The sequence below is a fragment of the Nannocystis pusilla genome (assembly GCF_026626665.1).
In the GTDB taxonomy this organism is placed as follows: domain Bacteria; phylum Myxococcota_A; class Polyangia; order Nannocystales; family Nannocystaceae; genus Nannocystis; species Nannocystis pusilla.
In genome coordinates this window covers 7304695-7329217 of the sequence record NZ_JAPNKE010000002.1, presented here as the reverse complement: position 1 = coordinate 7329217, position 24523 = coordinate 7304695, and the positions used below count along the sequence as shown (strand labels likewise).

Sequence of the window (24523 nt, the reverse complement as noted above, 5' to 3'; positions counted from 1 at the left end):
ATCGACAGGGTGCCGTTGCCGATCAGCAGCGCATTCCGCGGGCGGACCAGCGTCGCCGGGGCGCGGGCGAGGTAGTGATTGAGGGCCCCGAGGTCGCGGTCGTCGAGGTCGCGCAGGCCGTCGAGGTAGAGCATGCGGCCGCGGCCCGGCGCGGTGACCACCTCGACCCGCTGGTACGGCGAATCGACGGACCACAGCACCTGGGCGCCGGGGAGGCGGTGCTTGTGGCGGTACACCAGATCGGCGCCGTAATCGACAGGGGGGCATGCGTGGCGCAGGCGAGGGCGGCGGCGACGGCGAAGGCGAGGGTGACGGCGCGGCGGTCGAGGGCGACGTGGACGAGGGCGACCAGGGCGGCGGCGAGGACGGCGAAGCGCAGGCCGGGGGCGCTGCCGAGGGCGAGGGCGGCGGTGCTGCCGAGGCCGAAGCCGACGAGCTCGCAGGTGTAGCCGCGGCGCAGGGCGGCCAGGCGATCGTCGGGTCGCTCGTGGCGGTCGAGCAGGGCCGGGACGACCGCGGTGAACGGGGCGGCGGCGGCGAATGTCAGCAGGGCGAGGACGAGCAGCAGCTCGGGGCCGGAGTCGCCGCGGAGCAGGCACAGGCCGGCGACCGCGAATCGTGGCAGGGCCGGCGACAGCAGCAGGAGGGCGCCGCAGGCGAGCAGCAGGCGGGCCAGCGCGCGCGGCGACAGGCGAGCGCCGAGGCCGTAGCCGAGCGAGGCGGCGGCCAGGGCGGCGGCCGAGACGAACAGCAACACCACCTCCTCGCCGTAGAGGAGGCTGACCAGCTCGCGCACGACGAGCTGCTGGCTGGCGCCGAAGCACAGGCCGGCCAGGAGCAGCGTCGCCGCCTCGCGCGCGGCCGCGGGGCGCGGTGAGGAGCCGGCGATCACAGCGGCGCGGGCAACGTGGTCGTGTCCACGTCCTTGTCCTTGTCGTCGTCCTTGTCCTTGTCCTTGTCGTCGTCCTTGTCCTTGTCCTTGTCGGTGTCGCCGGTGGTGAACTCCGGCGGCAGGTCGAGCTTCGGCGCGCCGGTCGGGTCGGGCGACGTCGTCGAGGTCGAGGTCGAGGTCGAAGTCGAAGTCGACGTCGACGTCGTGGGGCCCTCGGTCGTCGTGCTCTCGCCCGCAGTGGCGCCGCTCGTCGACGTGGTCGCGCCGGGCACCACGTTGCCGCTGCCGTCGCTCTCGCTCTCGCTGCCCATCCACGGCGGCACGGCCGTCGTGAAGTTGTTGTTGTCGCTGTCGCCGGGGTTCCCGAGCCCGCCGCATGCGGCGAGTCCGAGGAGCAGGACGAGCGTGGTGGGTGCCCTTTCGGCCATGTCTCAAAACTCCAGAGTTGACGGCAAACGCCGCGCCGGATAGTCTCTGATCTGAAAATGGTTTTCAAAATTAATTTCGGGGATTCGCGCGATTTGCGCGCGCCGATTCACCGTCGATGAGGTGGATCCCCCTGAGCGTGGCTCTGGTCCTCGCGGCCGAGCCGGCCCCGATCGGGGGTCAACTCCGCGGCGGCATCTACGTGCGCAGCGACAGCGACCGGACCACCGTGATCTCGCCGCGGGCGCACGTGCGGCAGCAGCTCGGCAGCCCGCAGACGCAGCTCGACATCAGCTACAGCCTCGACGCCTGGACCAGCGCGTCGGTGGACATTCGTACGGCGGCCACGCCGATCGTCCGCGAGAACCGTCACGAGGGGGTCGTGGGGGTGGAGCGCGAGCGCGGCAACGCGGCGTGGGCGGCGTCGTATCGCTTCTCCCACGAGCCCGACTACCTGGCCAACAGCGCGACGCTCGGGGGCAAGCTCGACCTGGCGCAGCGGACGATCACTTTCGCGGGGCGGCTGTTCGGCGCGCTCGACCGCGTCGGCCGCTCGGGCGACCCGACCTTCCGCGAGCCGCTGCGGGCCGGCGGGGCGCAGGTCAGCGCGACGTTCGTGTTGACGAAGACGACGCTGCTGCAATTCGCCTACGAGCTGCGCGGGGCGCTCGGCTACATGGCCAGCCCGTACCGCTTCGTCGCCGTCGGCAGCGGCGACGGGCTGTGCAACGAGACGGCGGAGTTCTGCCTGCCGGAGGTCCACCCGCGCCGGCGGAGCCGCCACGCGTGGGTGCTGCGCGGCCGCCAGGCGCTGCACCGCAAGGTCTCGCTCGGGGCGACGTACCGCTTCTATTACGACTCGTGGCAGCTGCGCTCGCACACCGCGTCGGTCGACCTGGCGGTGATGCCGGCCCGCGGGGCGACGCTGGCGCTCGAGTACCGCCATTACGCGCAGTCGTCGGCGTTCTTCTACCGCTCTCGCTACATGGCCCCAGGGCCAGGTGGCTACTTCACCCGCGACCGCGAGCTGTCGTCGCTCGGCAGCCAGCGGCTGGCGCTGCACGGCGTCTACGCCAGGCCGCTGAAGCGCGGCTCCGTCGAGGTCGGCGCGCTGGTCGCGGGCACGCGGATCGGCTACGACGACTTCGTCGGGCTGTCGCGGGTGTTCGCCCTCGAGCTGTCGGCCATGCTCGGCGGGCGCTACTGACACGGCCGTCCCCGGAGCACACGCATGCGTTCACGACCTGTCCTCTTCGCCATGTTCTTGCTCTCCGCCTGTGAGCCGAAGCCGGCCTCCCAGGCGCCCGGCGGCGCCGCGCCGGCGACGGCCGAGGCGCCCGCGCCGGCGCTGGCGGGCCCCTCGCTGGCCGGCGCCGGCACGACGGTCGACCTGGCGGCGATGCGCGGCAAGCTGGTCCTGGTCGACTTCTGGGCCTCGTGGTGCGAGCCGTGCCGGCGCGAGATGCCCGAGCTCGAGGCGCTCTACAAGCGCCACCAGGCCAGCGGCCTCGAGCTCATCGGCGTCAGCATGGACGAGGCGCGCGGCGACGCCGAGGCGTTCCTGCGCGACGTGCCGGTGTCGTTCCCGATGATCTTCGACGAGGGCCAGGCGCTGGCGAAGTCGTGGTCGCCGCCGAAGATGCCGACGCTCTACGTGGTCGACCAGGACGGCAAGGTCGCCAAGGTGATCGCCGGCGAGGTGAAGTTCGCCGAGCTCGAGGCCGAGGTGACGCAGCGCCTCGGCGGCGGCTGAGGTCGGCGCGGCGATGTCGCGTGAGCGGCCGGTAATTGGCCGTTTTTGCAGATGCAGAAGAAATTCGCGGGCCGTGTCGATCGCGCCGCGGGCCGTTCGACGTGGAGGGAGAGCCCGGGCGCGCGGCTCCGAGAAGGGCCGCGGCGCCCGGCAGAACCCGAGGAGAACGACCATGCGATTTCTGATCGTCATCAAGGCCGACGCGAAGTCCGAGTCCGGGGCGATGCCCAGCAAGCAGCTCATCGAGGCGATGGGCCGCTACAACGAGGAGCTGGTCAGGGCGGGGGTGCTGCTCGGCGGCGAGGGGCTGCAGCCGAGCTCGCAGGGGGCGCGCGTGACGTTCCGCCCCGGCCAGCCGCCGACCGTGACCGACGGGCCGCTGCCGCTGACGCCGGACCTGATCGCGGGCTACTGGCTGTTCCAGACCCGCTCGAAGGAGGAGGCGATCGCGTGGGTGAAGAAGATCCCCGGCGACCCGGACAGCCACGAGCCGTGGTCGGTCGACATCCGCCGCGTGTTCGAGACGGAGGACTTCCCGTCCGAGGTGCTGTCGCCGGAGGAGGCCGCCCGCGAGAACGCCCTCCGCGACGAGCTGGCCCGCCGCCAGTCGGGCAGCTGAACGAGGTCGCCGCGCGGCGGCCGGCGCCACGAGGACGCGCCGGCCTCCGCCGTCGATGCGCTCGCCGACCGGAGAGGGGTGTTGTTTATAGGCACCTGCGTTCCGCGGCCATGAGGAGGCCGCGGCCCGCGGGGCGGACCAATCACCCGTCGCAGCCAGGGAGGCGCCCGCCGTGCGAGTGCATGCATTCGCGAGTCGGTGCAATGAGGCTGCACCGCGCTCGCGAATGCTTTTTGTGCTTTCTGATAAGCAATAAATAGGGACGGGCGATGACGGGATCGGGAGCGAGGGGTTCTCTTCATCGCCCGACGGGCACGACACGTCTGGGGCCGGTTCGGATGCCGGTCGCCCCGGGCGTCACGCGGGCGCGGGCGCGAGCGCGTCGGAACCGCGCGGGCCCCGATTGACACGCACCCGGCGGTGATGGTCCGCTCGCGGCCGCATGCTCCGTCTGTCCCCTCGCCTCCGCAGTCTCGCAGCAGTCGTGCTGCTCGCCTCCGCCTGTGCCGACACGAGCTCGTCCGCGAGCAAGACCGCGGCCGCGCCCGCGAAGGCGGCGGAGAAGACCGATACGCCGGCCCCGGCCAAGGCGCCCGAGAAGACCGACGCGCCGGCCCCCGCGGACAAGTGCGACGTGACGGTGACGGCAGGCGCGGAGGCGCCGGCGACCCAGGTCGAGGCGGGCAAGACGTACTGCATCGGCGAGGTCCGCCTGAACCGCGACACCAAGCCGGACGACGTGAAGGACAAGCTCACCGACTGCAAGGTCGACAACGAGTACGACGGCGAGATGCGCCTGCAGTGCAAGGGCGTGATGCTGTCGTTCGGCGGGCCGCCCCAACTGCTGTCGCGGATCGTGCCGAAGGCGGGCTGAGTCGGCCGGCCGCGGATGCTCCGTCGCCGCGAGCGTCGAGCGCGGCGCGGCGCGGACGGGTCGGAGACTCGGCTGACCCGAAGGACATGTTGCCTCCGCGCGGCGCTGGGCAGCCGCGCGGGCCCGATCCGGCGCCGTGGACGCGAGCGCGAAAACGCGCGCTGACCGGCAGGACGGGGCGTGGTACCACCGTGGGCGCGTGTTTACGGAGCTCCTCGAACCTGTTCATCGCGCGGCGACGCCGGCGGCGTGGCACCGCGGATTGAAGCTGGCGCGGCTGGGCGCGGCGCGGGTGCAGGGCTGCGACGCGGGGGGCTGGGTGTTTGCGATCGCGCGGCTGGCCGGCAGCGGCGTGCGGGCGGAGGTGCGCTGGGCCTGGGACGGGTGGCGCTGCGACTGCGGCGGGGCGGCGCCGTGCGAGCACGTGGTGGCGGCGGCGCTGGTGCTGCACACGGCGGGCGGATTGCTCGAGCAGATAGGTCCGCAGGTCGCGGAGGCGCTGAAGCTCGGTTACCGCCTGCAGAGCGGCGGCGACAAGCTGCTGCTGCGCGTGGTGGCGGTCGGCGCCGGCGACGAGGCGGTGCTCACGGGGGCGGTCGACGCCGACGATCCGCTGCTGTCGGCGATGCCGGCGGGGGCGCCGTCGCTGGCGATCTACCCGGACATCGCCGAGTTCGTGGTGGCGAAGCTGGTGGGGGCGTTCGACGTGACGCTCGACGGGGCGCCGATCACGGTCGATTCGGCGCCGCTGCGGGTGTTCTCCGCCGCGGCGATCGAGGGCCGCACGTTCGTCGGCGGGCGGCTGGCGCTCGTCGGGCAAGTGCTGCGATTCGTGGAGCGCATGGCGGCGCCGGCGGCGGAGGAGTCTTCACAATCGCCTGACCAATCGCCGGAGGCGCGCGAGCCGGAGAAGCGCACGCTGGAGCCGCGCTGGGAGGCGCCGGAGGGGCAGGACGGGCAGGAGGTCGCGGAGCCGGAGGTGACGTTCCGGGCGCCGGGCGGGGCCGGCGGCGAGACGCAGGTGGACGCGGCGCGGGTGGTGCAGGCGTGGCGCTCGGGGCAATACGCGCTGCAGACGGCCGACGGCGGGCTGGTGTGGCTGCCGCGCGACTGGCTCGAGCGCTACGGGCCGATGCTCGAGCAATTCGTGGCGGCGCGGCGGGCCGACGGGAAGCGGCCGCGCTGGGCCCGGACGGCCGCGGCGGCGCTGTGCGAGGCGCTGCAGGTGCCGCCGCCGCCGGAGCTGGCGGGGCTGGCGGCGCTGTCGCGCGAGGAGATGTTCGCGGCGCTGCCGTCGGCGACGCTGCCGGAAGACCTGACGGCGACCCTGCGCGACTACCAGCGCCGCGGCGTCGACTGGCTGAGCCTCCTGCGCGACGCCGGCATCGGGGCGCTGCTCGCCGACGACATGGGCCTCGGCAAGACGCTGCAGACGCTCACGGCGGTGCGCGGGCGGACGCTGGTGGTGGCGCCGACGTCGACGCTGCACAACTGGCTGAGCGAGGCGCGGCGGTTCCGCCCGAACCTGCGCGCGGCGCTGTACCACGGCCCGAAGCGCAGCCTCGAACCCACCGCCGACGTGACGATCACCAGCTACGCGGTGCTGCGGCTCGATCGCGACAAGCTGTCCCGAGAGACATGGGACACCGTGGTGCTCGACGAGGCGCACGCGATCAAGGAGCCGACCACGGCGACCGCGAGCGCGGCGTTCGGCCTGCGCGCGGGCTGGCGCGTGGCGCTCAGCGGCACGCCGGTGCAGAACCGCCTGACCGAGCTGTGGAGCCTGAGCCACTTCCTCAACCCGGGCCTCCTGGGCCAGCTGCGCGAGTTCGTGGCGGGCTACGGCAAGGCGGTCGAGCAGGGGCGGGCGGCGCGGACGGCCGAGCTGCAGGCCAAGCTGCGGCCGTTCGTGCTGCGCCGGCGCAAGCAAGAGGTGGCGCCGGAGCTGCCGCCGCTGACGGAGATCGTGCTGCGCTGCCCGCTCGACGCGGAGGAGCGGCGGGTCTACGACGGGCTGCGGGTGGCGGCCGAGCTCGAGCTGCCGAAGCTGCAGTCGGGCGGCGGGATGCTCGAGGCGCTCGAGCTGCTGCTGCGCCTGCGCCAGGCCGCGTGTCACAGCGCGCTGGTGCCGGGGCAGGAGGCGACGCGCTCGAGCAAGGTCGAGCTGCTGCTGGCGCAGCTGACCGAGGTGACGGCGGCGGGCCACCGCGCGCTGGTGTTCTCGCAGTGGACCAGCCTGCTCGACCTGGTCGAGGACGCGCTGACCGCCGCGGAGCTCGAGCACGTCCGCCTCGACGGCGCCACCGAGGACCGCGCCGGCGTGGTCGCCCGCTTCCAGGCCGAGGACGGGCCGCCGGTGATGCTGATCTCGCTCAAGGCCGGCGGCACGGGGCTGAACCTCACCGCGGCCGACTACGTGTATTTGCTCGACCCGTGGTGGAACCCGTCGATCGAGGATCAGGCCGGAGCGCGGGCCCACCGGATCGGTCAGTCGCGCCCGGTGTTCCTGCACCGCCTGATCGCGGAGGACACGGTGGAGGAGAAGATCCTCGAGCTGCACGCGCGCAAGCGGGCGCTGGCGCAGGCGACGGTCGACGAGGGCGACGTGTCGGGCCTCGGCCGCGAGGAATTGCTCGAGCTGCTGAAGTGAACCGGTAGATCAGTCACCCACGAGGCAGAAGCATCCGGCGGCTCCTTCGGCGTTCCCGCAGACCTCGCGCTTGTTCACGTCGAGCGCGTTCAACTGCTGGTGGACGAGGGTCTCGGAGAGCAGCGGATTGAAGCGAATCCAGGTCTCTTCGAGCGGCAGAGGGTCTCCGTTCTGGGCCAGGACGTCCAGCAGATCGGCGGAGAGGAGGGCCTCGTTGCCGTCGATCGTGAGCCGCTTGACCCTCGTCAGGCCGCTGAACCCTGCGAGGTCGACGAGCGCGAAGTGAGACGCTGCGGCCTGCTCCTCGAGACAGGAGCCGATCCTCAGGGTCTCGACCTCCTGAAAAGTGTCGAGGGCGATCTCCTCGAGCGAAGGGTTGCTCGACATGATCAATGAAGTGAGCTCGCTGATCTGCTCGAAACCCGTCACGAGGCGCAGGTTCGCGTTGTGATTGATCACGATCGCCCGAACGGACTTCAGGTTCTCCAGGCCCTCGGTCGTCTCCAGCCGATCGTTCCAATCGATCGCCAACCCGTACCCGATGGTGTGCAGGCAGCTCAAGAACGACAGGTCCGTCTGGGGAAGCGCGCCCATCGAGATGAAGACATCGTCCGTCACATGGCCGACGTTGGCGAGGGACGCGAGATCGGTGTCTTCCCAGACGAAGAGGTCGCCCTCGACGACTTCGCTGCACGGCTCGATCGCGCCGGTGGAGCTGCTCGTGGCGCTGCCGGTCGAGTCGCTCGTGGGTTCATGGGTGGAGCCGCTGGTCGAGGTGTCGGTCGAGCTGGACGAACCGTCGGTGGAGCCGACCGTCGTGCTCGCGGCGTCGCTCTCCGTCCGGGTGCTGTCCTCGTGCGGCGGCGCCGGCGGGCAGGCCGTCAGTGTCAGGGCGATCAGGCTTCCAGGAGCAGCGGACCTCATCGAAGAGACCATGACATGGTTGGCCTGGTCGAATCGAACCTCGAGGACCTTCAGCGAGAGATCGTCGCCGGTGAACCGGCCGCGCGCCTTCCGCGGCGACGCGGACGCCACGCGGGTGTGACGCTCGCGTTTGCTCTCGCGCGCGTGGGCGCGGGCCGCGAGGGGCGGGGTATGATCGGCGCATGATCGTTCGCTCGACTTCGCCTTCGCTCTCCGTTCCGCTGCTGTGCGTCGCGCTCGCAGGCTGCGGCGACGCGGTCGCCACCACCGATACGCTCGACCCGGGCACGAGCACGAGCTCGACCACCGCCGAGCCGACCACCGCGGTCACGCCGACGACGTCGACCACCACCGGCGAGGAGACGACCGACTCCGGCGGGATGTCGGCGAGCGAGTCGACGACGACCACCACCAGCACGACGACCGGGCCGGACACCGACACTGCGGTCAGCGCGACGGAGACGACGAGCACGAGCACGACCGACACGAGCACGTCGAGCACGACGAGCACGAGCACGACCGACACGAGCACGAGCACGACGGATTCGACGAGCACGACCACCGGCGGCGTCGAGGTGCCGGAGACCTGCCTGTCGGCCGACTTCCCGGTCAAGGTGCCGCTGTGCGGCGACGGCGGGCCGGCCTGCACGACGCTGCGCGACGAGGTGGTGAGCGCGAACATGATGTTCCGCAACGACATGCCGGCGATCGCCCTCGACGGCGACTGCGAGCCGGTGGTGCTGTACTCCGAGGCGGTGAACGGCTACCACGGGTTCTACGGCGAGCGCCTCGGGCCGGGCATGTGGGTGGCGACGCCGACGCCGATGGTGGTGGCGACCGGCTCGCTGGCGTCCGACCCCGACAACGACGCGGTGTTCGCGATGGTCGACGACGGGGCGTTCGGCACCTCGCTGTGGCGCCGCTTCGACGGCCAGTGGGCGCAGGAGGGCGCGCTGGTCGGGATGAACCACGTGCGCGCGCACCAGCTGGCCCGCGACGGCGTCGGCGCGCTGCACGTCGGCCACGTGAACAGCGACTTCGCGGTCCAGCACGAGGTGTTCGATGGGGCATGGTCGAAGGAGCAGGTGATCACGGACGCCGAGATCCACGTGCGCCTGGCGCTCGACGCCGCCGACGCGCCGCGCCTGACGTCGTGGGCGACGGTCGACGCGACCTGGAAGCTGCACTACTTCGCCCCGCCCGGGGTGACCGAGGTGGTGGCGCCGCTCGGCTCGAACGTGATCGAGCGGCAACACCACGACCTGGCGCTGGTCGGCGCCGAGGCGACGCCGTGGGTGCTGCTGGCCCGCAAGCAGGCCGACCAAATCCACCATGACATCATCCTGGCCCATCGGACAGGTCCGGCGACGTGGGCGCTCGAGACGCTGGCGGCCGAGAACGCGCCGGCGGACAAGACCTGCGACGACCCGCCGCCGCAGGCCGGCGTCACGTGCGACTTCGACTACCAGACCTACTACCCGCTGGCGCTGGCGGCCGGGCAGGACGAGGTGCGGGCGCTGTACGTGGCGATCCGCCGCCAGGGGACGCTGGTGTCGGCGTGCGAGCAGAACCCGCTGCCGTTCTGCTACTGGAACACGCAGGTCGAGGAGCGCAGCTCGGAGCTGCGGGTGGCCTGGCCCGGGAGCCAGCCCGACGAGCACCAGGTCGCGGCGGTCGACGTGTTCACCGACCGCGCCGCGGCCCGCCTCGACACCGCCGGGCAGATCCACCTCGCGTTTTACGACGACCCCGCGGGCGTCGGGCTCGACCCGCTGGTGCGCTATGTGATGATCGGCGGCGAGTGATGCATGCAGCGGCTCGCCCCCGCGCACGGGGCGAGCCGCACCGGGCGAATGAGGCGGCGCCGCGGTTCACTCCTCGGCGTCGGGCTCGACCGCAAATGCGCTACGTGACGAGCGCCCGGAGGTCGTGGCCCCGCGGCGCGGGGCGAGCCGTGCTGTTCGTGAGGACATGTTTTATAAAACATGTCCTCGGCGACATGGAGTCGCGGCGCTCATGCTCCTTTGAAATTGAGCAGCGGGCGCAATCGTCGGACCACGCGGGTCAGCTCGCGCTGCGCTCGCATGACCGCGCCGATGTCCTTGTAGGCGGCCGGCGCCTCGTCGCGGAGGGCGTCGGCGGCCCGGTGGTCGAACCACACGCCGTCCATCTGGGCGACGACGTCGCCGGCGCGAATCTGCCGGCGCGCCTCGCCGCGGCTCAACTGTCGGCCGGCCCCGTGCGCGCTCGAGCACAGGCCTCGGGCCTCGCCGCGGCCGCAGGTGTGATAGCTCGGCGCGCCCATCGAGCCCGGCACGATCCCCGGCTCGTCTGCCCGCGCCGACACGGCGCCCTTGCGGTGGACATACAGCCATTCGTCGCCCGGCTGCTCCCGGCGGACGAAGTTGTGGTGGCACGATATCCACGTGTCCAAAGGACATGGCCCTCGAAACAATGGTCAAAAACCTCGGCGGCGCGGGCGACCATGTGCGCCCGGCTGGCCTCGGCGTAGTCGAGGGCCCACTGCATGTCGTGGAGGTACGCTTCGCCGCCCGGGCTGTCGGCGACGAGGCCGCGCAGGCCGGCGCCGATCGGCTCGGCGAGCGCGTCGTGGTGGTCGCGGATGGCCGTGCCGATCCCCCGCGAGCCGCTGTGCACCATCAGCCACAGGCGGTCCTCGTCGTCGGCCTGCAGCTCCAAAAAATGGTTGCCGCGGCCGAGCGTGCCGAGCTGCAGGCCGGCGGTGCGGCGCTGCTCCGATTGCAGCGAGGGGGAGGACAGCGGGCGTTCGGCCAGCGCGGGCGGCAGCGGGGGCCCGCGCCCGGGTGGCGCAGCGCCGGGATGGCGCGCTGCAGGCCGACCAGGACCGCCGCGGCGGTGCGCGCGTCGGCGAGGACGCCGGCCTCGACGTCGCAGGCGACCGCCGCCATGCCGCAGCCGATGTCGCCGCCGACCGCGGCCGGCAGCAGCATCGTGCGGGTGGCGACGACGGTGCCGACGCACACGCCCGCGGCGAGGTGGACGTCGGGCATGACGGCGATCCGGGCGACATCACGGACGTGGCGCAGGCGCTCGAGCGCGTCGGCGACGTCGCGCGGCGGCGGCTCGGCGACGAAGCGCGTGAGGGTGGCCGTCATGGCGTCACCTCCGCTGCGGGGCGAGGCGGGCTCATGGCAGGGCCTCCTCGTCGTTGTCGCGGATGCGTCGCTGCGGGGCGAGGAGGGCTCATGGCAGGGCCTCCTCGTCGTTGTCGCGGATGCGTCGTTGCGGGGCGAGGCGGGCTCATGGCGTCACCTCCTCGTCCGGTGTGCCGCGGGTCGGTGCGGGCACCAGCCGGAACACCAGGTTGGGCGTGCGCTTGCGGTGGATGGCGCCGGCGATCTCCGAGCGCAGGTAGGAGCGCAGGGCGTCGAGGCGGCGCATCACCAGCTCCGCCTCGCCGCCGCCGGCGCCCACGGGCAGCGCCAGCACGACGACCAGGTTGCCGCTCCCGGGCTCGGGTTCGACCCCGACCAGCGTCAGCGACGACACGTGCGGATCGTCGATCTCGCCGGCCAGCACCAGGGCGAGGCGCTCCTCGACCTGGCGCGACAGCTGGTCGAGCTTGCGCCGCGTCTGGGCCGGCAGGGCCGCGCCGAACAGGGCTGCGGGGTCGATGTCGTCCGGCAGCGATCGTGGGGACTGCGAATATTCAGTTGTGGCCGACGCATGGCGGCGCCGGCGGTCTCGATGTCGATTCATGAGAGGCTCTTTGCGGACTCAATGCACACACACGGGGCCGGATCGCCGGGGCGATCCGGAACTCAGGCACGTGTATGTGGAGAGACACGCATGGCCGACTCCGAGGCCACGAAGCTATGCGAACTCGTGGCCCCGCGCAAGCGGCCGGGGCCGCGCGGGGCGAGCACGCGCGCCTCAGGGCGCGGTGCAGACGCCGACCGGCTGCGGCTGGTCGGGGACCTCTTTGCAGGTCGTGCCGGCCGGGCAGGCCGAATCGTCGCCGGGCGGGCACAGGGCCGCGCAATTGGTCGGGTCGCCCATGCCCATGCCGAGCACGCACTGCCCCTGGGCAGCCGCGCCGGTCGGCGGGCACATGGTCATGGCGTCGCACTGCGGCGCGCAGAAGTTGCCCTCGATGCCGGTGACCTGCAGGCAGTCCGAACCCGCCGGGCACTCGCCCATCGCCCCGCAGCCGAGGTACTCGCCGCCGCCGCCGCCGGTGGTGGTGTCGGTCGTCTCGTCCTGGGTCGTCGACACCGTGGTGGTGGTCGTCGTGGCGGGTTCGGTCGTCGAGGTCGAGGTCGTCGTGCTCGGCTCCTCGGTGGTCGTCGGCGGCGAGACCGTCGTCGTGCCCGGCTCCGTGGCGGTGCTCTCGGTCGCGGTGCCCGCGTCGGTGCCGTCGGTGTCGGTGTCGGTGTCGGTCGCCGTACCGTCGGTCGTGTTGTTGTTGGTGGTGTTGGTGGTGTTGGTGGTGCCGGGCGTCGTCGCGGTGGTCGCGGTCGTCAGCATCGGCTTGCCATCGTCACCGCAGGCCGCGAGGCCGAGCGCGAGGACGGTCACCAGGGAAAAGGAAGTAAGAGAACGAATGGACATGTTGTCTCCGCGGGAGTTTTGGGCGCAGCGTGCGACCCTGCGCCCACGCTACACAACCGCGCCTCGTCACGGAAGCCGACTTGTCGTGCGTTGGCGGACGGGCGGACTCGAGCGTCGGGGCTGCAGGCCCCCGGCCGGTGAGGTCGCTATCGTCATGGTCGCGAAACCGGCGCGAAAACGACCGAAATCTGCAGCGAGCGGGCCCGGCGGGCTCTCCAGAGGCGGGCGTGACGAGCTGTCCCCAGAGACATATCACGCCGGGCGGCCGCGGGCCCGCGAATGCGGTAAGCAGAGGGTGATGACAGGGCAGAGCTTGCTGGGGCGAAGGCGGCACGTGTTCGAGATCGAGGACCAGCCGTGGTTGCCGCAGGCGATCCGCGACGGCGTGACGGGCTACCTCAATTACCTCGGCAACCTCGACGCGCGGCCGTATCAGGGCTTCTGCGACGCCCTCGCGGCCGCGCTGCGGACCACCGGCGAGCGCGAGATCCTCGATCTCTGTTCGGGCTCGGCCGGTCCGCTGCCGACGCTGATCGCCGAGCTCGACCGGCGCGAGCTGCCGGTGCGCGTGCGCCTCAGCGACCTGTTCCCCAACGCCGACGCGATGGCCGCAGCGGCCTCGACCGTGCCCGGGCGGATCGTCCACGAGACGCGGCCGGTCGACGCGACCGCGGTGCCGGCCGAGCTCGCCGGCTTCCGCCTGCTGTGCAACGCCTTCCACCACTTCCGACCCGAAAAGGCGCGGGCGATCCTCGCCGACGCGGTGGCGCAGCGGCGCGGGATCGCGTTGTTCGAGGGCGTCGGCCGCTACCCGGCGTCGATCGCCACGTGCATGGTGACGGGCCTCGGCGTGCTGGCGACGTCGCTGCTGATGCGACCGGTCCGCTTGTCGCGGCTGGCGTTGACGTGGGTGGTGCCGGCGATCCCGCTGGTCGCGACGTGGGACGGGGTGGTGTCGTGCCTGCGCGTCTACTCGCCCGAGGAGCTGCGCGAGCTGCTGGCGACGGTGCCCGGGGCCGAGGACTACACGTGGCAGATCGAGGCGGAGCCGCTCGGCCGCAGCCCGATGCGCGTGACCTGGCTGGTCGGGGCGCCGCGCGCGGCGTGAAGGCGGAAGCCCCACGAGAGATGTCTTGAAGGGCATGTCCTTCTAGACATGTGCGTCGCAACGGACGGAGCCGAGCGCGAGCCGTCGGCGCGATGGCGCGCCGACGCGGCCCGTGCGAGCTCGCGGTATGCTCGCCGGCGATGCCGCTCGAGCTCGTGCTGCTGACGACCAATGCGCGCAAGGCCGACGAGTGGCGGCGCAACTTCGATCGCTACGGGATCGCGGTGCGGGCGGTCGCGGCGGCGGCGACCGCCGAGACGGCGCGTTCGTTGATCGAGGCGGCGCCCGCGGGCGTCCGCGTGATCGCAGTGTGCCGCGAGGACAGCGACCTGTTCGTCCACGGTACCGACGTTCGCAGCGAGCGCCACGACCTCGAGCTGGTCGACCACGTGACGACGATCGAGGCGTGGTTCATGGAGGACGGGGAGCTGCGCGCGGCGCATTATCGACACCGGGCGGAGGGCTTCGTCGACCGCTCGCGCGGGGCGTGCGAGGAGCCGGGCGGGTGGTGGGACGCGATCTTCCGCCTGCGCGCGACCAGCATGACGTATGCGGAGATGCGCGCGGGGGCGGGCAAGCAGTCGTCGCGCGACATGGCGATCTCGCGGTTTTTGCTCGACCGCGTCTATTATAAAAAGCGCGTCGATCTGTCGGCGACGCCGCGCGCCGCGACGGACGATCGAGTTCGACGACGACGTGGCGGCGTTCGTGCGCGAGAGCCCGTGGCTGGGCAGCCCGGCGCTGGCGCAGTTCGGGATCGATCGGGTGCTGGCGGCGGTGATCGATCAGGGGGTGTTCTTCCGCGCGGCGCAGAACCGGCGCGAGCGGGTCTACTGGTGGCCCGGGCTGAACGCGGGGATCCCGTACACCCCGAAGCGCGACGGGCTGCACGAGGCGACCTTCATGATGCACGACTTCGGGCACTTCCTGCTGCCCGACCTGGTGTTCACGGGGACGGCGAGCGAGCTGCACCGGCGCGTGTACGTGGCGTATCGCATGATCTCCGAGGCGGTGACGCTGGTGCTCGCCGACATGGTGTTCGTCGAGGCGCTGCGCCGTTCAGGGGTCGAGTACGACTGGACGCGGCGGCACGCGCATCCGCTGTTCGCCGCGACGCAGATCGATCCGTCGCAGCCCGAGGGCTTGCGGGCGCTGCTGGCGGCCAACGTCGGCTATTGCGTGGGGGGCGACGATTCGCGGTGGCGGGCGCTGCTTGCCGAAGCGGGGGCGTCCGACGCGGCGCTCTGCGATTATCGCCAGAAGTACGAGCCGTACTTCGTCGAGGACCTGCGGTGGACGGTGCGCAACTGGGAGACGATGACGGGCCGCGCCGACGAGTTCGCGCGCTGGTGGGCCGACACGGGGCCGCTGCGCGCGCTGGCGGATCTGGGGCTCGAGACGGTCGAGGCGTTCGCCGAGCAGGTGGCGACGGGGCCCGGGTCGCTGATCGATCGGGTGTTCGCGCGGGTGATGGCGACGCGCATCGAGCCGGCGCTGCGCGGGCAGGTGGCGCCGGCGTCGGCGGAGGAGCGGCGCGAGCGGGCGTTCCTCCGCTGGCTGGTCGGCCAGTTCGGGGTGTTCGCGCGGTTCCCCGCGGCGCAGGGGTCGGCGCTGACGCGCTCGCGCCTGACGGAGTTCGTGAAGACGCACCGCGGACGGCTGGGGCCGGCGGAGATCGCCCGGGCCCGCGCGTTCTACGAGCGCTTCGTCGACTCGCTGGCGGAGCAGCACCTGGCGAGCCTCGACGACGCGGCGACGTGGCGCGAGGTGTTCGCGCTGGTGGAGCCGTTCTACGTGTTTTATGACGGCCCCCGCGAGGCGTACGAGCCGCTGGCACAGGCGGCGAGGCGAGTGCTCGGCGAGGAGTGAGGTGTCCCCCGGGACAGGTGATAGCGTCGTGTGTCCCTATGAACATGTTTTTAAGGACATGTCATGCGGGCGAAAACGCCCGCGCCGACGCCTCGCTTCCACGCTATGATCGCGGGCTCGCATGTCCGACGCCGACGCTATCTCGAATCGACCGACGCTGGCGGTCGCGACCATCGGCCATCATCACAGCGGCAAGACGTCGCTGACGGTCGCCATCACCGAGCTGCTGTCGCAGCGCTCGAACGGGGCGGTCCGGCCGGTGACGGTGCTCGAGCTCGAGCGGCGCGGCGGGTTGTGGTCGCGGTTTCATGGCGATGTCCACAACCCGAGCGAGGGACACATCGAGACGCGCACGATCGCCGCGAGCGAGGTCCGCTACGCGACCGAGCACCGCAACTTCATCCAGGTCGACAGCCCCGGCTGGCGGCCGTGGCTGAAGAACGCGGCCCGGGCCCAGGCGGTCGTCGACGCGCTGATCCTGGTGGTGTCGGCGCCCAAGGGGGTGGAGCCGCAGACGCACGAGCACCTGCTGCTGGCCCGCGCGCTGGGGCTGTCGCAGGTCGTGGTCTTTTTGAACAAGTGCGACCGCGTGGTCGACCTCGAGTGGCTCGACATGGTCGAGCAGGACGTGCGCGAGCTGCTGATCCGCTGCGGCTTCGACGGCGACGGGACCCGCATCATCCGCGGGGCCGCGGCGCCGCGCGAGGGCGATCGCAAGCGGTGGGAGGCGTGCATCTCCGACCTGCTCGAGGTGCTCGAGCTGGAGCTGCAGATCCCCGAGCACCCGGTGCAGGGCTCGCCGCTTTTGTACCTCGACCACGTGTACTCGCGCCGGCCGGGGCAAGAGGGCCTGGTGGTCGACGGACGGGTGCGTCGCGGGCAGGTGCGCCCCGGCGACACGCTGACGATCGCGGGCTTCGGCGAGCCGATCGAGGTGCAGGTTTCGAAGCTCGAGATGAACCGCCGCAAGGTCGAGCGGGCCCAGGCCGGCGAGTTCGTCGGGCTGCGGCTGGTGCGGCCGCGGCTGGCGCTGCAGCCCGAAGAGCTGCGCGTCGGCCAGGCGCTGGTGAAGCAGGGGAAGACCGCCGTGCGCCGCGTGACGGCGCACCTCGACCTGCTGGCGACCCGCGAGAACGGCCGCCGCACGCCGGTGCGCAGCGGTCACATCGGCCTGCTGCTGTTCGGGACGGCGGTGGTGGCCGGGCGCTTCGACGTGCTCGGGCAGGAGACGATCGCGCCGGGCGAGGGCGCGACCGTGGCGGTCGAGCTGATGCAGCCGGTGTACCTCGAGGACGGGATGCGGTTCCTGCTGCGCGACGGCAACCAGGGGCCGCTGTTGCCGGCAGGCGAGCGGGCGCGCTGGGCCGGGACGTCGGGCATGGGACGCGTGCTCGAGGCGCGCGGCTGAATCCGCGATCCGGACGCGGCGTGGACGTGGGACGGGCGTGAGCGCGTCGCCGGGGGCCGGCGGTCGCGCGCCGCCGGCCGATCACGACGACGTGCGTGTCATCGAGATGGGCGATTGGATTTTTTCGGGTCCCCGCGAAGCGGATCGGGCAGGCAGCGAAGTCGCTGCGAGATTTTTTGTTGGAGACGGCGGAGGAGAACGACTGCGGCGCGTCACTTCATGCGCGCGAGGTTCCGCCAGAAGTGCCTCAAGCTGTCCGTGCCGCCGAACAGGGTCGTGAAGTGCGTCGAATCGACCATGAGGATGTCGCCGGCGCGCTGATCGGCGGGCGGGAGCCGGAGCAGGCAGTTGAACTCGGTGTTGCCGGCGGTGGTGAAGGGGTGCGGGCGCTGGAGGTCGATGGGCTGGCGCGCGAGCACCTGCACCGCCTTCGGGTCGCCTTCGAGCAGGGCGTAGTGCGGTAGGTGCGGGTGGAAGTTGAACGTGGTGACGTCGGTGAGCAGCCCCTTCTCGTCGAGGTCGCGGAAGGCGGTCAGCGGGGCGATGTTCCCGGTGCCCGGATCGACCGCGGGGCGCAGGCCCCATTGATTGATCACGGGGATGTCCAGCGCCTGCAGCAGTGAGCGGGTGTAGCCGCCGAAGCGCTGCTGCCGGGGCACGAGCGGGTCGCCGTGGTGCTCGTATTCCTCCTGGCGCTGCGCGTAGTCCGGGGTGGCGCCGACGTCGTGGTGCGGGGCGATCACGAGGCAGGTGCCCTGCCGCTCGAGCCAGTGTCGGATGGCGGCGATCTCCTCCGCCGCGGCCGCCTGGGCGGAGAGCAGGGTGTCGAGGCCGAACACCAGGAGGGTGTCGGTGTCAGCGAGGATCCGTGCGTCGATGGGCAGCGGGTAGCCGGCCTGATCGACGCGCTGGAACACCGCCACGGGGTGACCGGTGACCTCGCCGGCGAGCGCCTGAAAGCTCAGCGCGGAGCGGTGGAACAGCTCCAGGGTGCCGTCGATGCCCTGGAGGAACCGCGCGGCGTCGTACTCCGGGGTCTCGTAATCCGGCCACAGCACGCGGCGCACCTCGGTGATGGTCGAGTAGCGGTTGTCGAGCTCCGCGAGGTCGCGCTGGGCCTCCCACGCGTAGCTCCACGCCCAGTAGATGCTGATCCGCCGCTTGCCCGGCGTGTACTTGCGCGGGACGTGGGTCTGATTGTAAGTCCTCGCCGGGGGGATGTTGCGATGCGTGGAGTTCATGGCGGTGAATCGGGACGAGGGATCGGGGTCAGCCGCCGGCGACGAGCCAGTGCAGCGCCGCGAGCCCGGGGATGAAGAAGTAGGCGCCGCCGCGGACTGTGGTGAATGCGGGCAGGCCCGTGATCCGGCGGCGGATCGGTCGCGTCGGGATCTTGAACTCGAGCGTGCCGTCCTGGGTGCCGACGATCGGATCGCGCTCGTTGCCCAGCTCGTGGAAGTTCTTGTCGTTGATCCACACGTTCTGGGCGAACTCGAACTGGCGGATCAGGCTGGCGCACAGCAGAAACGCCGCGACGCCGCGCTCCTGGCCGTCCTCGGGCGCGTTGTCGGGCAGGGGTGGGCCGTAGGTGGCGCCGCGGCGGATCATGCGGTGCCGGTTGATGCTGGCAGCAGTGTCCCGCGGGTTGACGCGGCGGATGTGGGCGCCGAGCGGGACGGCGTAGCCGTGCGGGTCGTCCTGCGCATAATTGAAGTCGTTGTTGCGCTGCGGGTCGGCGCCGAGCTCCGGGTCGTCCGCGTCGGGCGCGAGCACCAGCGGGGCGCCGCTGCGCCAGCGGCCCATCAGCTTGGCCGCCAGCAGCTCCTGCTCCGCGGGGGTCTCGCCGTGCTCGGCGAGGAACTCGCGGAACTTGCCGACGTGCTCCTGCAGCCGGCGATACGCCATGTAGCTGCCGTTGCGCGCGAGCACCTCCGGCTGCGGCAGGCCGGCGGGCGGTCCGACCTCGTCGGGATAGCCGAGGATGAATTCGCCGGGCTTCAGCAGCCCGCCGGAGCCGGGCGTGGGCTCGTCTCCGGAGCCCTCGATCGCCGGGTTCGTGAGCTGGTCGCGGTAGCCGAAGTGGTCGTGCGCGTGGTCGAACGGCGGGATGGCCTCGACGTCGATCGCCGAGAGCAGGTCCGTACCCGGAGCGCCCGCCCGTATGCTCGCGAGCTCCTCCTGGTAGTGCGCCCGGTCGGCGATGTCGCGGGTGAAGAGGAGGACGATGGCGTGGAGCTCGGGACCGGTGAGGTCGCCGACCCAGTGGTCCGGATGGTTCGCGCCCGTGTCGCCGAGGATGGCCGCGCGCGCCGCCATGCCCTGGCGGAACTCCTCCGGGAAGGTGGCGAGCGAGGCCTCGTCGACGCCGAGCGCGCGCAGGCCGTGCCACGTGAACGCGAGCGTCACCCACCGCTTCTCGTCGGCGATCGACGCGCGCATCGCCGCGACCGACTGCACCTGCTCGACCATCGCGGACAGCCACGCCCGCCCCGCCGCGGCGCTGTCGAACGTGAGGAACTCGTAGCGTCCGGCGCGCGCCGGGGCGCGATTCAGGAGGATGTACTGAATGTCGTCGAGGTCGAGCATGCGGCGGGCGTCACTGCATCTGATCGAGGATGTCGGAGAACAGGGCCTTCACGCGCAGCGACTTCTTGACCTCGTCGGCGCTGACGTACGGATATTCGCCGTACTCGAGGAAGCTGGGGCGGTGGTGCGCTCGCACGAATTCGACGAAGGCGGCAGGATTGGTCTTCCAGTCGGCCGGAAAGCCCTCCAGGTTCTCGAAGACGGTGCTGATCCCCGACTGCGAGAACAGCTCGACGGCGTCCTCGGTGTACTTGTCGAAGTCGGTGTCGAAGATGCCCTGGTACATGAAGTAGGTCGCACCCTCGATCTCGAACAGCACCCAGCGCAAGTAGTGCAGCTGGAGCGGGGCGAGGAAGTGCGGCTGCTCCTCGATGGCTTTTTCGAGGGTCCGCCCGTGCTCGCGAAAGACCTCTTCGCGCCCGGGGATGATCTTGGCGACGATCGTGAAGCCGTAGCAGGCAGGGGTCTTGGGGAAGATGGGCCCGTAGCGGCCGTACTCGACGGCGTCGGGGAAGAAGCCGCCCTCCGGGATCGCCATCGCCGCGGGCTTGGACCATTCTGGTGGCTTGGACCTGTCCGACACGATCCGCGAAGATGCAGGCGTCGCAGGGCGTTGCAAGCGGCTGGGAACAACTCGGCGGCCCGTGGACTTGCTAACGCCGTTGAGGCGGATCGGAGCGGATGGTGCGCGTGCGGCGCGAATCGGAATGCGTCGATGGTGTCGCCGAATGTCGACACCGTCGCGCCTCTCCGGATCGTCAGGGGGATGATCGCGGGCGATGGTGGGCGAGCTTGGCGGCGATCAGCTGGTGGTCCGCGGCGGCGATCAGGCGATCGACCGTGCAAAAGGCGTCGTCGGCCTGGGCGATCCCGACGGAGAGGGTCAACGTCAGCGCGCGCCCGTCGACGGTCGAGGTGTGGCCGGCGACGTCCGTGCGGATCTGCTCCGCCAGCGCCGCGGCGCGCTCGGGGTCGGTGTCTGGCAGGAGCAACGCGAACTTGTCGCCGGCCTGGCGGGCCAGGGTGGCGCCCGGGGGCACGTGGGCTCGCAGGCGCTGGACGAGCTCTCGCAGCAGCTGGTCGCCCGCGAGGTGTCCGTAGGTGTCGTTGATGCGCTTGAAGCGATCGATGTCGAGCATCACCAGCGAGAGCGGCTTTCCGGAGATCTTGGCGGTCTGGAGCTCCCGGTCGAGCAGGCCGACGAGCTGATGCTGCTTGTGCAGGCCGGTCAGGCCGTCGAGCTCCGACGGTGAATAGGTGGACTCGGCGGGGGGCGCGTCGACCACCTTGAGAAGGGTGTCGCCGATCCGGACGCTATCGCCGTCGGAGAGCGGCGCCTCCTGCTTCTGTTGGCCGTTGACCCAGGTGCCGTTGGTGCTGCCGTTGTCGACCACCCACCAGCCGTCGGTGCGTTTTCAGAGCGCCCGTGGCTGCGGGAGGCGGAGTCTCCCCCGAGGACGATGGCGTTGTGCTCGCCGCGTCCGACGGTGATCGGCGCCGAGGCTGCTTCCAGCACATGGTGCTGGCCGACCGTCGCCGCGTCGCCCGAGGCGCGAATGACGAGGTAGCAAGAGCCTGCCGTCGCGCGGCGAAAGCCGAAGAAGAGGCGACCGGCCCAGTCGCCGGTGGGGTCGGGCCTGCCCATCGCGTGGCTCTCGACGCCGCCGTCCGAGAGCTGCTTGGGGATGGCGATGCACTGGCCCGCGAGCGCGCGGGTCTCCGCGTCTTTGACGGTGTCGCAGTAATAGACCTGCTCCTTGCATTGCTGGCAGAAGCGGACGGAGTCGGACTCGCTCGGCGCGAGCGTCTCCCACCGCTTGGGGCAGGCGAAGAGGAAGCGGACCCGTGGACGCTCCTGCTTGGCGCTGTCGCTGCCGCAATTCATGATCACTTCGCGGAACAGCAGGTTGGCGTATTCGAAGCCGATCTGCCGCCCCAGCGCGATGAATCGCGCGATCACGGCGGGATCGGCGGTGGGGCGCGAATGGAGGGCGACCTCGAGGCGCAGCCACTCGGCGCGCGCAGGGTCGCGGCCCTCGATGAGCTCCGCGTAGGCGAGCCGGCCCGCGTCGTCCAGCGACCGGGCGTAGGCCTTGTTGATGAAGGGGCGTTCGTCTTCGGAGCTCAGGTACTCGGAGATGCGGGACTGCGCCTGTGCCACGCAGAAGGGCATAGCACACCTGTTTCGGCGGGCGCATTCGCGCCCAGGCGGTGCGAGGCGGATCGGTGTTCGCAGCGAGGTCGCCGGGGTGGACGAGGGTCAGCGGCCCGAGCGAGCGCGTTCGACGGCGCCGGGCGGCGGCTGGACGTCGCGGCGGCGCGCTGCTGCGAGCGCGCGAGCTCGCAGTCGCGGAACGTCGACGGGGGAGCCGGCTCGTGTCGAGGGGACTCCGCGTGGCCACCTACGCCTGCCCCTATTGGGTGACGCTGTGGATCGTCGAGAACAGCCTGTGGGACGACGAGGCGGCGGACACGATGCGCCGGCTGACGAAGCGCTTCCTCGACAGCCTTGCCAGGGCGCTGGGGCTCGACCCCGCGGCGCGCGAGGACATCGAGAGCGCCACGCGTGCGCTCCGCGGCAGCGACGAGGACGCGGACGACGACTGAGCCGCCATGCTGCCTTGATTCGCTGCGTGCGTTGCTTCAGAAGGGCAAGACGCGGGCGCTCACCAGCTGATCGGCTCGAAATCCTTCAAAAAGACGCCGCGCAGGAATTCGCCGTCGCGGAGGCCGCGGACGATCGGGTCACACACGCGGGCGGCGGCGTCGACGAGGTCGAGGGGGGCATGAAGCCGCGCTCGCGCATGGCGTCGGCGATCGGCGCGGGGTTCTCGTTGGAGGCCCAGCCGGTGTCGACGCTGGTCATGTAGATCCGGTCGGTCGCGTAGTCGTCGGCGGCGGTGCGCGTCATCATGTTGAGCGCGGCCTTGGCCATGTTGGTGTGCGGGTGGTACGGGGCCTTCCAGTCGCGGTCGAAGCGGCCCTCGGGGGCGGAGACGTTGACGACGAAGGCGGCCCCGGCGGCGCGGGCCATGGTGCGGCGCAGGCGGGCGTTGAGGACGAACGGGGCGACCGTGTTGATCAGCTGGACCTCGACCATCTCGATGGTGCCGACCTCGTCGAGGCGCAGGCGCCAGCTGTTGCGCTCGCGCAGGTCGAGCGGCTGGCCGAAGCCGTCGTCGCTGCGCTGGGGGAACAGCGGGTGCTCGGCGAGCGAGATGTCCCCGGGGACATGTGACTCGACGAGCAGCGACTGCAGGGCGGGCGCCAGGGCCTCGGGCGCGGCCTCGTCGGCGAGCAGGGCGGCGTAGAACTCGGGCGGGCGGTGGACGGTCTGGGCGGCGTTGTTGACGAGGATGTCGAGGGCGGGCAGCTCGGCGTCGAGGCGGGCGGCGAAGGCCTCGACGCGGGGGATCTGCCGCAGATCGAGGGCGACGATCTCGAGGCGCTCGCGGAATTCGGCGAAGTCGGGCTCGGCGGCGAAGCGGCGGGCGGCGTCGCGGGCGAAGCGGGTGGTGACGATGACGCGCGCGCCCCAGCGCAGCAGTCGCAGGGCGACCTGATGGCCGATCTTGATGCGCCCGCCGGTGACGAGGGCGACGCGGCCGCGCAGGTCGAGCACGTCGCCGCGGCGGGCGTAGCTGCGGGCGGCGCACTCGGGACACAGGCGGTCGTAGAAGAAGTGCAGGCGGGTGTAGGGCCGCTTGCACACGTAGCAGGTGCGGGCGCCGTGCAGCTCGTGGATGCTGGGGTCGGGAGGTTCGACGGCGGGCGCGGCGACGCCGAGGTGGCGCTGACGAATGGCGGCCTCCTCGCTGCGCCGGCGATCTTCGGCCTGCTGGGCTTCGCGGCGGCGGCGGTCGCGACGGCGGTCGCTGCGGGCCTGGCGACGGTCGTCGCGGTGAAAGCCGAACACGGCCCGGCGCAGCTCGACGAGCCGCGGGTGGTCGCTGCGGAGGAGAGATGGCCGAAGGGACAGGTGGCCGAGGAGGCGCAGGGCGGCGGCGAGGTCGGCCTCGGCGAGCGGGGACGGGAGCTCGTGGGCGAGGCCCTGCGACGGGAGGGCGCGGCGCAGGCGGGCGAGCTCGGGCGCGGGCCGGCGCTCGGGCTGACGGTTGGCGTTGCGGGCGAGGCGGGCGAGGAGGCCGTCGCGGAGGTGCGCGGGGAGGTCGTCGAGGTCGAAGGCGCAGAGGTGAAGGTTGGTCCCGGCGGCGGCGACGAGGGCGCCGCGGTCGACCGAGCGCGGGAGGGCGAGGCGGTGCCATTGCACGCGCGGGAGCAGGCGGTACCACTCGGTGGTGGCCGGCGCGTCGAGCAGGTAGGGGCCGCCCAAGCGGAGGTCGTCGAGGACCCTGTTCTTGAAGACATGTCCGACGAGACATGCCGAACGCGCGGTGAGGGCGGCGCGGCCGAGGTCGAGGCTGCGCAGCGCGGTGTGAGCGGCGAGCGCGGGCAAGAGGTCGGACAGCCCGGGCGGGCCGAGCGGGTTGCCGCGCAGGGAGAGGTGCGACAGCCGCGGGTGGCGAGCGACGAGGGCGGCGAGGTCGACGGCGGTGTCGGGGCCGAGGTCGCAGTCGCCGAGCCACAGGCCGCGCAGGCCCGGGAGGTCGAGCGCGGGCAGCAGGGCGGCGACGTCGAGGCCGCAGAGGTCGAGGTGCGCGCCCGGCAGGACGGCGCCGTGGACCAGGCGCCGGGGCGTCGCGAGCTGGGGGTCGCTGGAGAGGTCGGCGAGGAGGCTCGCGCGGTCGATCGGCGTGGCCATGAGCGGCGCGGCAGCGCGCGGCGAGGATGATACACGATGGCGGACGCGCGACGGGCGAA

At 71.8% G+C, this 24523-nt stretch carries 23 protein-coding genes and 2 pseudogenes; 10 read left to right on the top strand and 15 right to left on the bottom strand.

Annotation, left to right across the window (positions count from 1 at the left end):
- Positions 1 to 22: 22 nt before the first annotated feature.
- The gene (locus OV079_RS32285) at positions 23 to 892 is read right to left on the bottom strand and encodes a hypothetical protein (RefSeq protein ID WP_267772999.1); all 870 of its coding nucleotides are present in this window, start codon (positions 890 to 892) and stop codon (positions 23 to 25) included.
- Complete coding sequence (locus tag OV079_RS32280; RefSeq protein WP_267772997.1) at positions 889 to 1320, bottom strand: hypothetical protein; 432 nt, start codon at positions 1318 to 1320, stop codon at positions 889 to 891. The genes OV079_RS32285 and OV079_RS32280 overlap by 4 nt, the downstream gene beginning before the upstream one ends.
- A gap of 137 nt (positions 1321 to 1457) precedes the next feature.
- On the opposite strand from OV079_RS32280, the gene OV079_RS32275 reads away from it, so the two are divergent.
- The 5 genes from OV079_RS32275 (at position 1458) to OV079_RS56385 (ending at position 7214) form a co-directional block, all read left to right on the top strand.
- Complete coding sequence (locus tag OV079_RS32275) at positions 1458 to 2525, top strand: DUF3570 domain-containing protein (RefSeq protein ID WP_267772996.1); 1068 nt, start codon at positions 1458 to 1460, stop codon at positions 2523 to 2525.
- A gap of 51 nt (positions 2526 to 2576) precedes the next feature.
- Positions 2577 to 3071: a TlpA disulfide reductase family protein gene (locus OV079_RS32270; RefSeq protein WP_267772995.1), complete on the top strand. Its 495-nt coding sequence runs from the start codon at positions 2577 to 2579 to the stop codon at positions 3069 to 3071.
- Between the two features lie 172 nt (positions 3072 to 3243).
- Positions 3244 to 3690: a YciI family protein gene (locus tag OV079_RS32265; RefSeq protein ID WP_267772993.1), complete on the top strand. Its 447-nt coding sequence runs from the start codon at positions 3244 to 3246 to the stop codon at positions 3688 to 3690.
- 484 nt (positions 3691 to 4174) lie between these two features.
- Entirely contained in the window at positions 4175 to 4564 is a 390-nt protein-coding gene (locus tag OV079_RS32260; RefSeq protein ID WP_267772992.1) for a hypothetical protein, read from the top strand.
- Between the two features lie 199 nt (positions 4565 to 4763).
- Positions 4764 to 7214, top strand: a complete 2451-nt coding sequence (locus tag OV079_RS56385; protein ID WP_267772991.1) for a DEAD/DEAH box helicase — start codon at positions 4764 to 4766, stop codon at positions 7212 to 7214.
- A gap of 9 nt (positions 7215 to 7223) precedes the next feature.
- Here the strand turns inward: OV079_RS56385 and OV079_RS32250 are convergent, their stop codons facing one another.
- Positions 7224 to 8249, bottom strand: a complete 1026-nt coding sequence (locus OV079_RS32250; RefSeq protein ID WP_267772990.1) for a hypothetical protein — start codon at positions 8247 to 8249, stop codon at positions 7224 to 7226.
- A 71-nt stretch (positions 8250 to 8320) separates the two neighbouring features.
- On the opposite strand from OV079_RS32250, the gene OV079_RS32245 reads away from it, so the two are divergent.
- A complete protein-coding gene (locus tag OV079_RS32245; protein WP_267772989.1) occupies positions 8321 to 9943 on the top strand; it encodes a hypothetical protein in 1623 nt (540 codons plus the stop codon).
- Between the two features lie 209 nt (positions 9944 to 10152).
- Here the strand turns inward: OV079_RS32245 and OV079_RS32240 are convergent, their stop codons facing one another.
- The 5 genes and pseudogenes from OV079_RS32240 to OV079_RS32225 all read right to left on the bottom strand — a co-directional run bounded on the left by OV079_RS32240 (position 10153) and on the right by OV079_RS32225 (position 12698).
- Positions 10153 to 10572, bottom strand: coding sequence for an RtcB family protein (locus tag OV079_RS32240; RefSeq protein ID WP_267772988.1), 420 nt, complete (start codon positions 10570 to 10572; stop codon positions 10153 to 10155).
- Between the two features lie 71 nt (positions 10573 to 10643).
- A pseudogene (locus tag OV079_RS58940) lies at positions 10644 to 10874 on the bottom strand (RtcB family protein); the annotation flags it as partial.
- Complete coding sequence (locus OV079_RS32235; RefSeq protein ID WP_267772987.1) at positions 10799 to 11275, bottom strand: RtcB family protein; 477 nt, start codon at positions 11273 to 11275, stop codon at positions 10799 to 10801. The gene OV079_RS32235 and the pseudogene OV079_RS58940, both read right to left, overlap by 76 nt.
- 145 nt (positions 11276 to 11420) lie before the next feature.
- Entirely contained in the window at positions 11421 to 11879 is a 459-nt protein-coding gene (locus OV079_RS32230; protein WP_267772986.1) for a ribosome-binding factor A, read from the bottom strand.
- 174 nt (positions 11880 to 12053) lie between these two features.
- A complete protein-coding gene (locus tag OV079_RS32225) occupies positions 12054 to 12698 on the bottom strand; it encodes a hypothetical protein (protein WP_267772984.1) in 645 nt (214 codons plus the stop codon).
- Positions 12699 to 13029: 331 nt separating this feature from the next.
- Here OV079_RS32225 and OV079_RS32220 point away from each other — a divergent pair, with 331 nt between their 5' ends.
- Positions 13030 to 13839, top strand: coding sequence for a class I SAM-dependent methyltransferase (locus OV079_RS32220; protein ID WP_267772982.1), 810 nt, complete (start codon positions 13030 to 13032; stop codon positions 13837 to 13839).
- Between the two features lie 211 nt (positions 13840 to 14050).
- On the opposite strand, the gene OV079_RS32215 is transcribed toward OV079_RS32220, so the two are convergent.
- A complete protein-coding gene (locus OV079_RS32215) occupies positions 14051 to 14254 on the bottom strand; it encodes a hypothetical protein (RefSeq protein ID WP_267772981.1) in 204 nt (67 codons plus the stop codon).
- A gap of 281 nt (positions 14255 to 14535) precedes the next feature.
- On the opposite strand from OV079_RS32215, the gene OV079_RS32210 reads away from it, so the two are divergent.
- On the top strand, positions 14536 to 15708 hold the full coding sequence (locus tag OV079_RS32210; protein ID WP_267772980.1) for a hypothetical protein: 1173 nt from the start codon (positions 14536 to 14538) through the stop codon (positions 15706 to 15708).
- Positions 15709 to 15829: 121 nt separating this feature from the next.
- Positions 15830 to 17116 (top strand): GTP-binding protein, encoded by a 1287-nt coding sequence (locus OV079_RS32205; protein WP_267772979.1) that lies wholly within the window; start codon positions 15830 to 15832, stop codon positions 17114 to 17116.
- A gap of 212 nt (positions 17117 to 17328) precedes the next feature.
- Here OV079_RS32205 and OV079_RS32200 read toward each other — a convergent pair whose 3' ends face one another.
- From OV079_RS32200 to OV079_RS58935, 5 genes and pseudogenes are all read right to left on the bottom strand, one after another.
- A complete protein-coding gene (locus tag OV079_RS32200) occupies positions 17329 to 18357 on the bottom strand; it encodes a hypothetical protein (protein ID WP_267772978.1) in 1029 nt (342 codons plus the stop codon).
- A 28-nt stretch (positions 18358 to 18385) separates the two neighbouring features.
- Entirely contained in the window at positions 18386 to 19702 is a 1317-nt protein-coding gene (locus OV079_RS32195) for a Dyp-type peroxidase (protein WP_267772977.1), read from the bottom strand.
- Positions 19703 to 19712: 10 nt separating this feature from the next.
- A complete protein-coding gene (locus OV079_RS32190) occupies positions 19713 to 20240 on the bottom strand; it encodes a hypothetical protein (protein ID WP_420829553.1) in 528 nt (175 codons plus the stop codon).
- A gap of 220 nt (positions 20241 to 20460) precedes the next feature.
- Positions 20461 to 20988: a GGDEF domain-containing protein gene (locus tag OV079_RS32185; protein ID WP_267772975.1), complete on the bottom strand. Its 528-nt coding sequence runs from the start codon at positions 20986 to 20988 to the stop codon at positions 20461 to 20463.
- Positions 20989 to 21051: 63 nt separating this feature from the next.
- Positions 21052 to 21096, bottom strand: a pseudogene (locus OV079_RS58935) (hypothetical protein); the annotation flags it as partial.
- A 1000-nt stretch (positions 21097 to 22096) separates the two neighbouring features.
- Here OV079_RS58935 and OV079_RS32175 point away from each other — a divergent pair.
- Positions 22097 to 22309, top strand: coding sequence for a hypothetical protein (locus OV079_RS32175; protein ID WP_267772971.1), 213 nt, complete (start codon positions 22097 to 22099; stop codon positions 22307 to 22309).
- Between the two features lie 85 nt (positions 22310 to 22394).
- On the opposite strand, the gene OV079_RS32170 is transcribed toward OV079_RS32175, so the two are convergent.
- On the bottom strand, positions 22395 to 24464 hold the full coding sequence (locus OV079_RS32170; RefSeq protein WP_267772968.1) for an SDR family NAD(P)-dependent oxidoreductase: 2070 nt from the start codon (positions 24462 to 24464) through the stop codon (positions 22395 to 22397).
- Positions 24465 to 24523 lie beyond the last annotated feature (59 nt).

Coding starts and splice junctions, on each gene's coding strand:
- OV079_RS32195 (WP_267772977.1), bottom strand. CDS start 19,702: ATGCTCGACCTCGACGACATTCAGTACATCCTCCTGAATCGCGCCCCG.
- OV079_RS32215 (WP_267772981.1), bottom strand. CDS start 14,254: ATGAACCACGCCTCGATCGTCGTCACGTGGTCGACCAGCTCGAGGTCG.
- OV079_RS32200 (WP_267772978.1), bottom strand. CDS start 18,357: ATGAACTCCACGCATCGCAACATCCCCCCGGCGAGGACTTACAATCAG.
- OV079_RS32235 (WP_267772987.1), bottom strand. CDS start 11,275: ATGACGGCCACCCTCACGCGCTTCGTCGCCGAGCCGCCGCCGCGCGAC.
- OV079_RS32280 (WP_267772997.1), bottom strand. CDS start 1,320: ATGGCCGAAAGGGCACCCACCACGCTCGTCCTGCTCCTCGGACTCGCC.
- OV079_RS32270 (WP_267772995.1), top strand. CDS start 2,577: ATGTTCTTGCTCTCCGCCTGTGAGCCGAAGCCGGCCTCCCAGGCGCCC.
- OV079_RS32170 (WP_267772968.1), bottom strand. CDS start 24,464: ATGGCCACGCCGATCGACCGCGCGAGCCTCCTCGCCGACCTCTCCAGC.
- OV079_RS32220 (WP_267772982.1), top strand. CDS start 13,030: ATGACAGGGCAGAGCTTGCTGGGGCGAAGGCGGCACGTGTTCGAGATC.
- OV079_RS32265 (WP_267772993.1), top strand. CDS start 3,244: ATGCGATTTCTGATCGTCATCAAGGCCGACGCGAAGTCCGAGTCCGGG.
- OV079_RS32205 (WP_267772979.1), top strand. CDS start 15,830: ATGTCCGACGCCGACGCTATCTCGAATCGACCGACGCTGGCGGTCGCG.
- OV079_RS32190 (WP_420829553.1), bottom strand. CDS start 20,240: ATGGCGATCCCGGAGGGCGGCTTCTTCCCCGACGCCGTCGAGTACGGC.
- OV079_RS32230 (WP_267772986.1), bottom strand. CDS start 11,879: ATGAATCGACATCGAGACCGCCGGCGCCGCCATGCGTCGGCCACAACT.
- OV079_RS32245 (WP_267772989.1), top strand. CDS start 8,321: ATGATCGTTCGCTCGACTTCGCCTTCGCTCTCCGTTCCGCTGCTGTGC.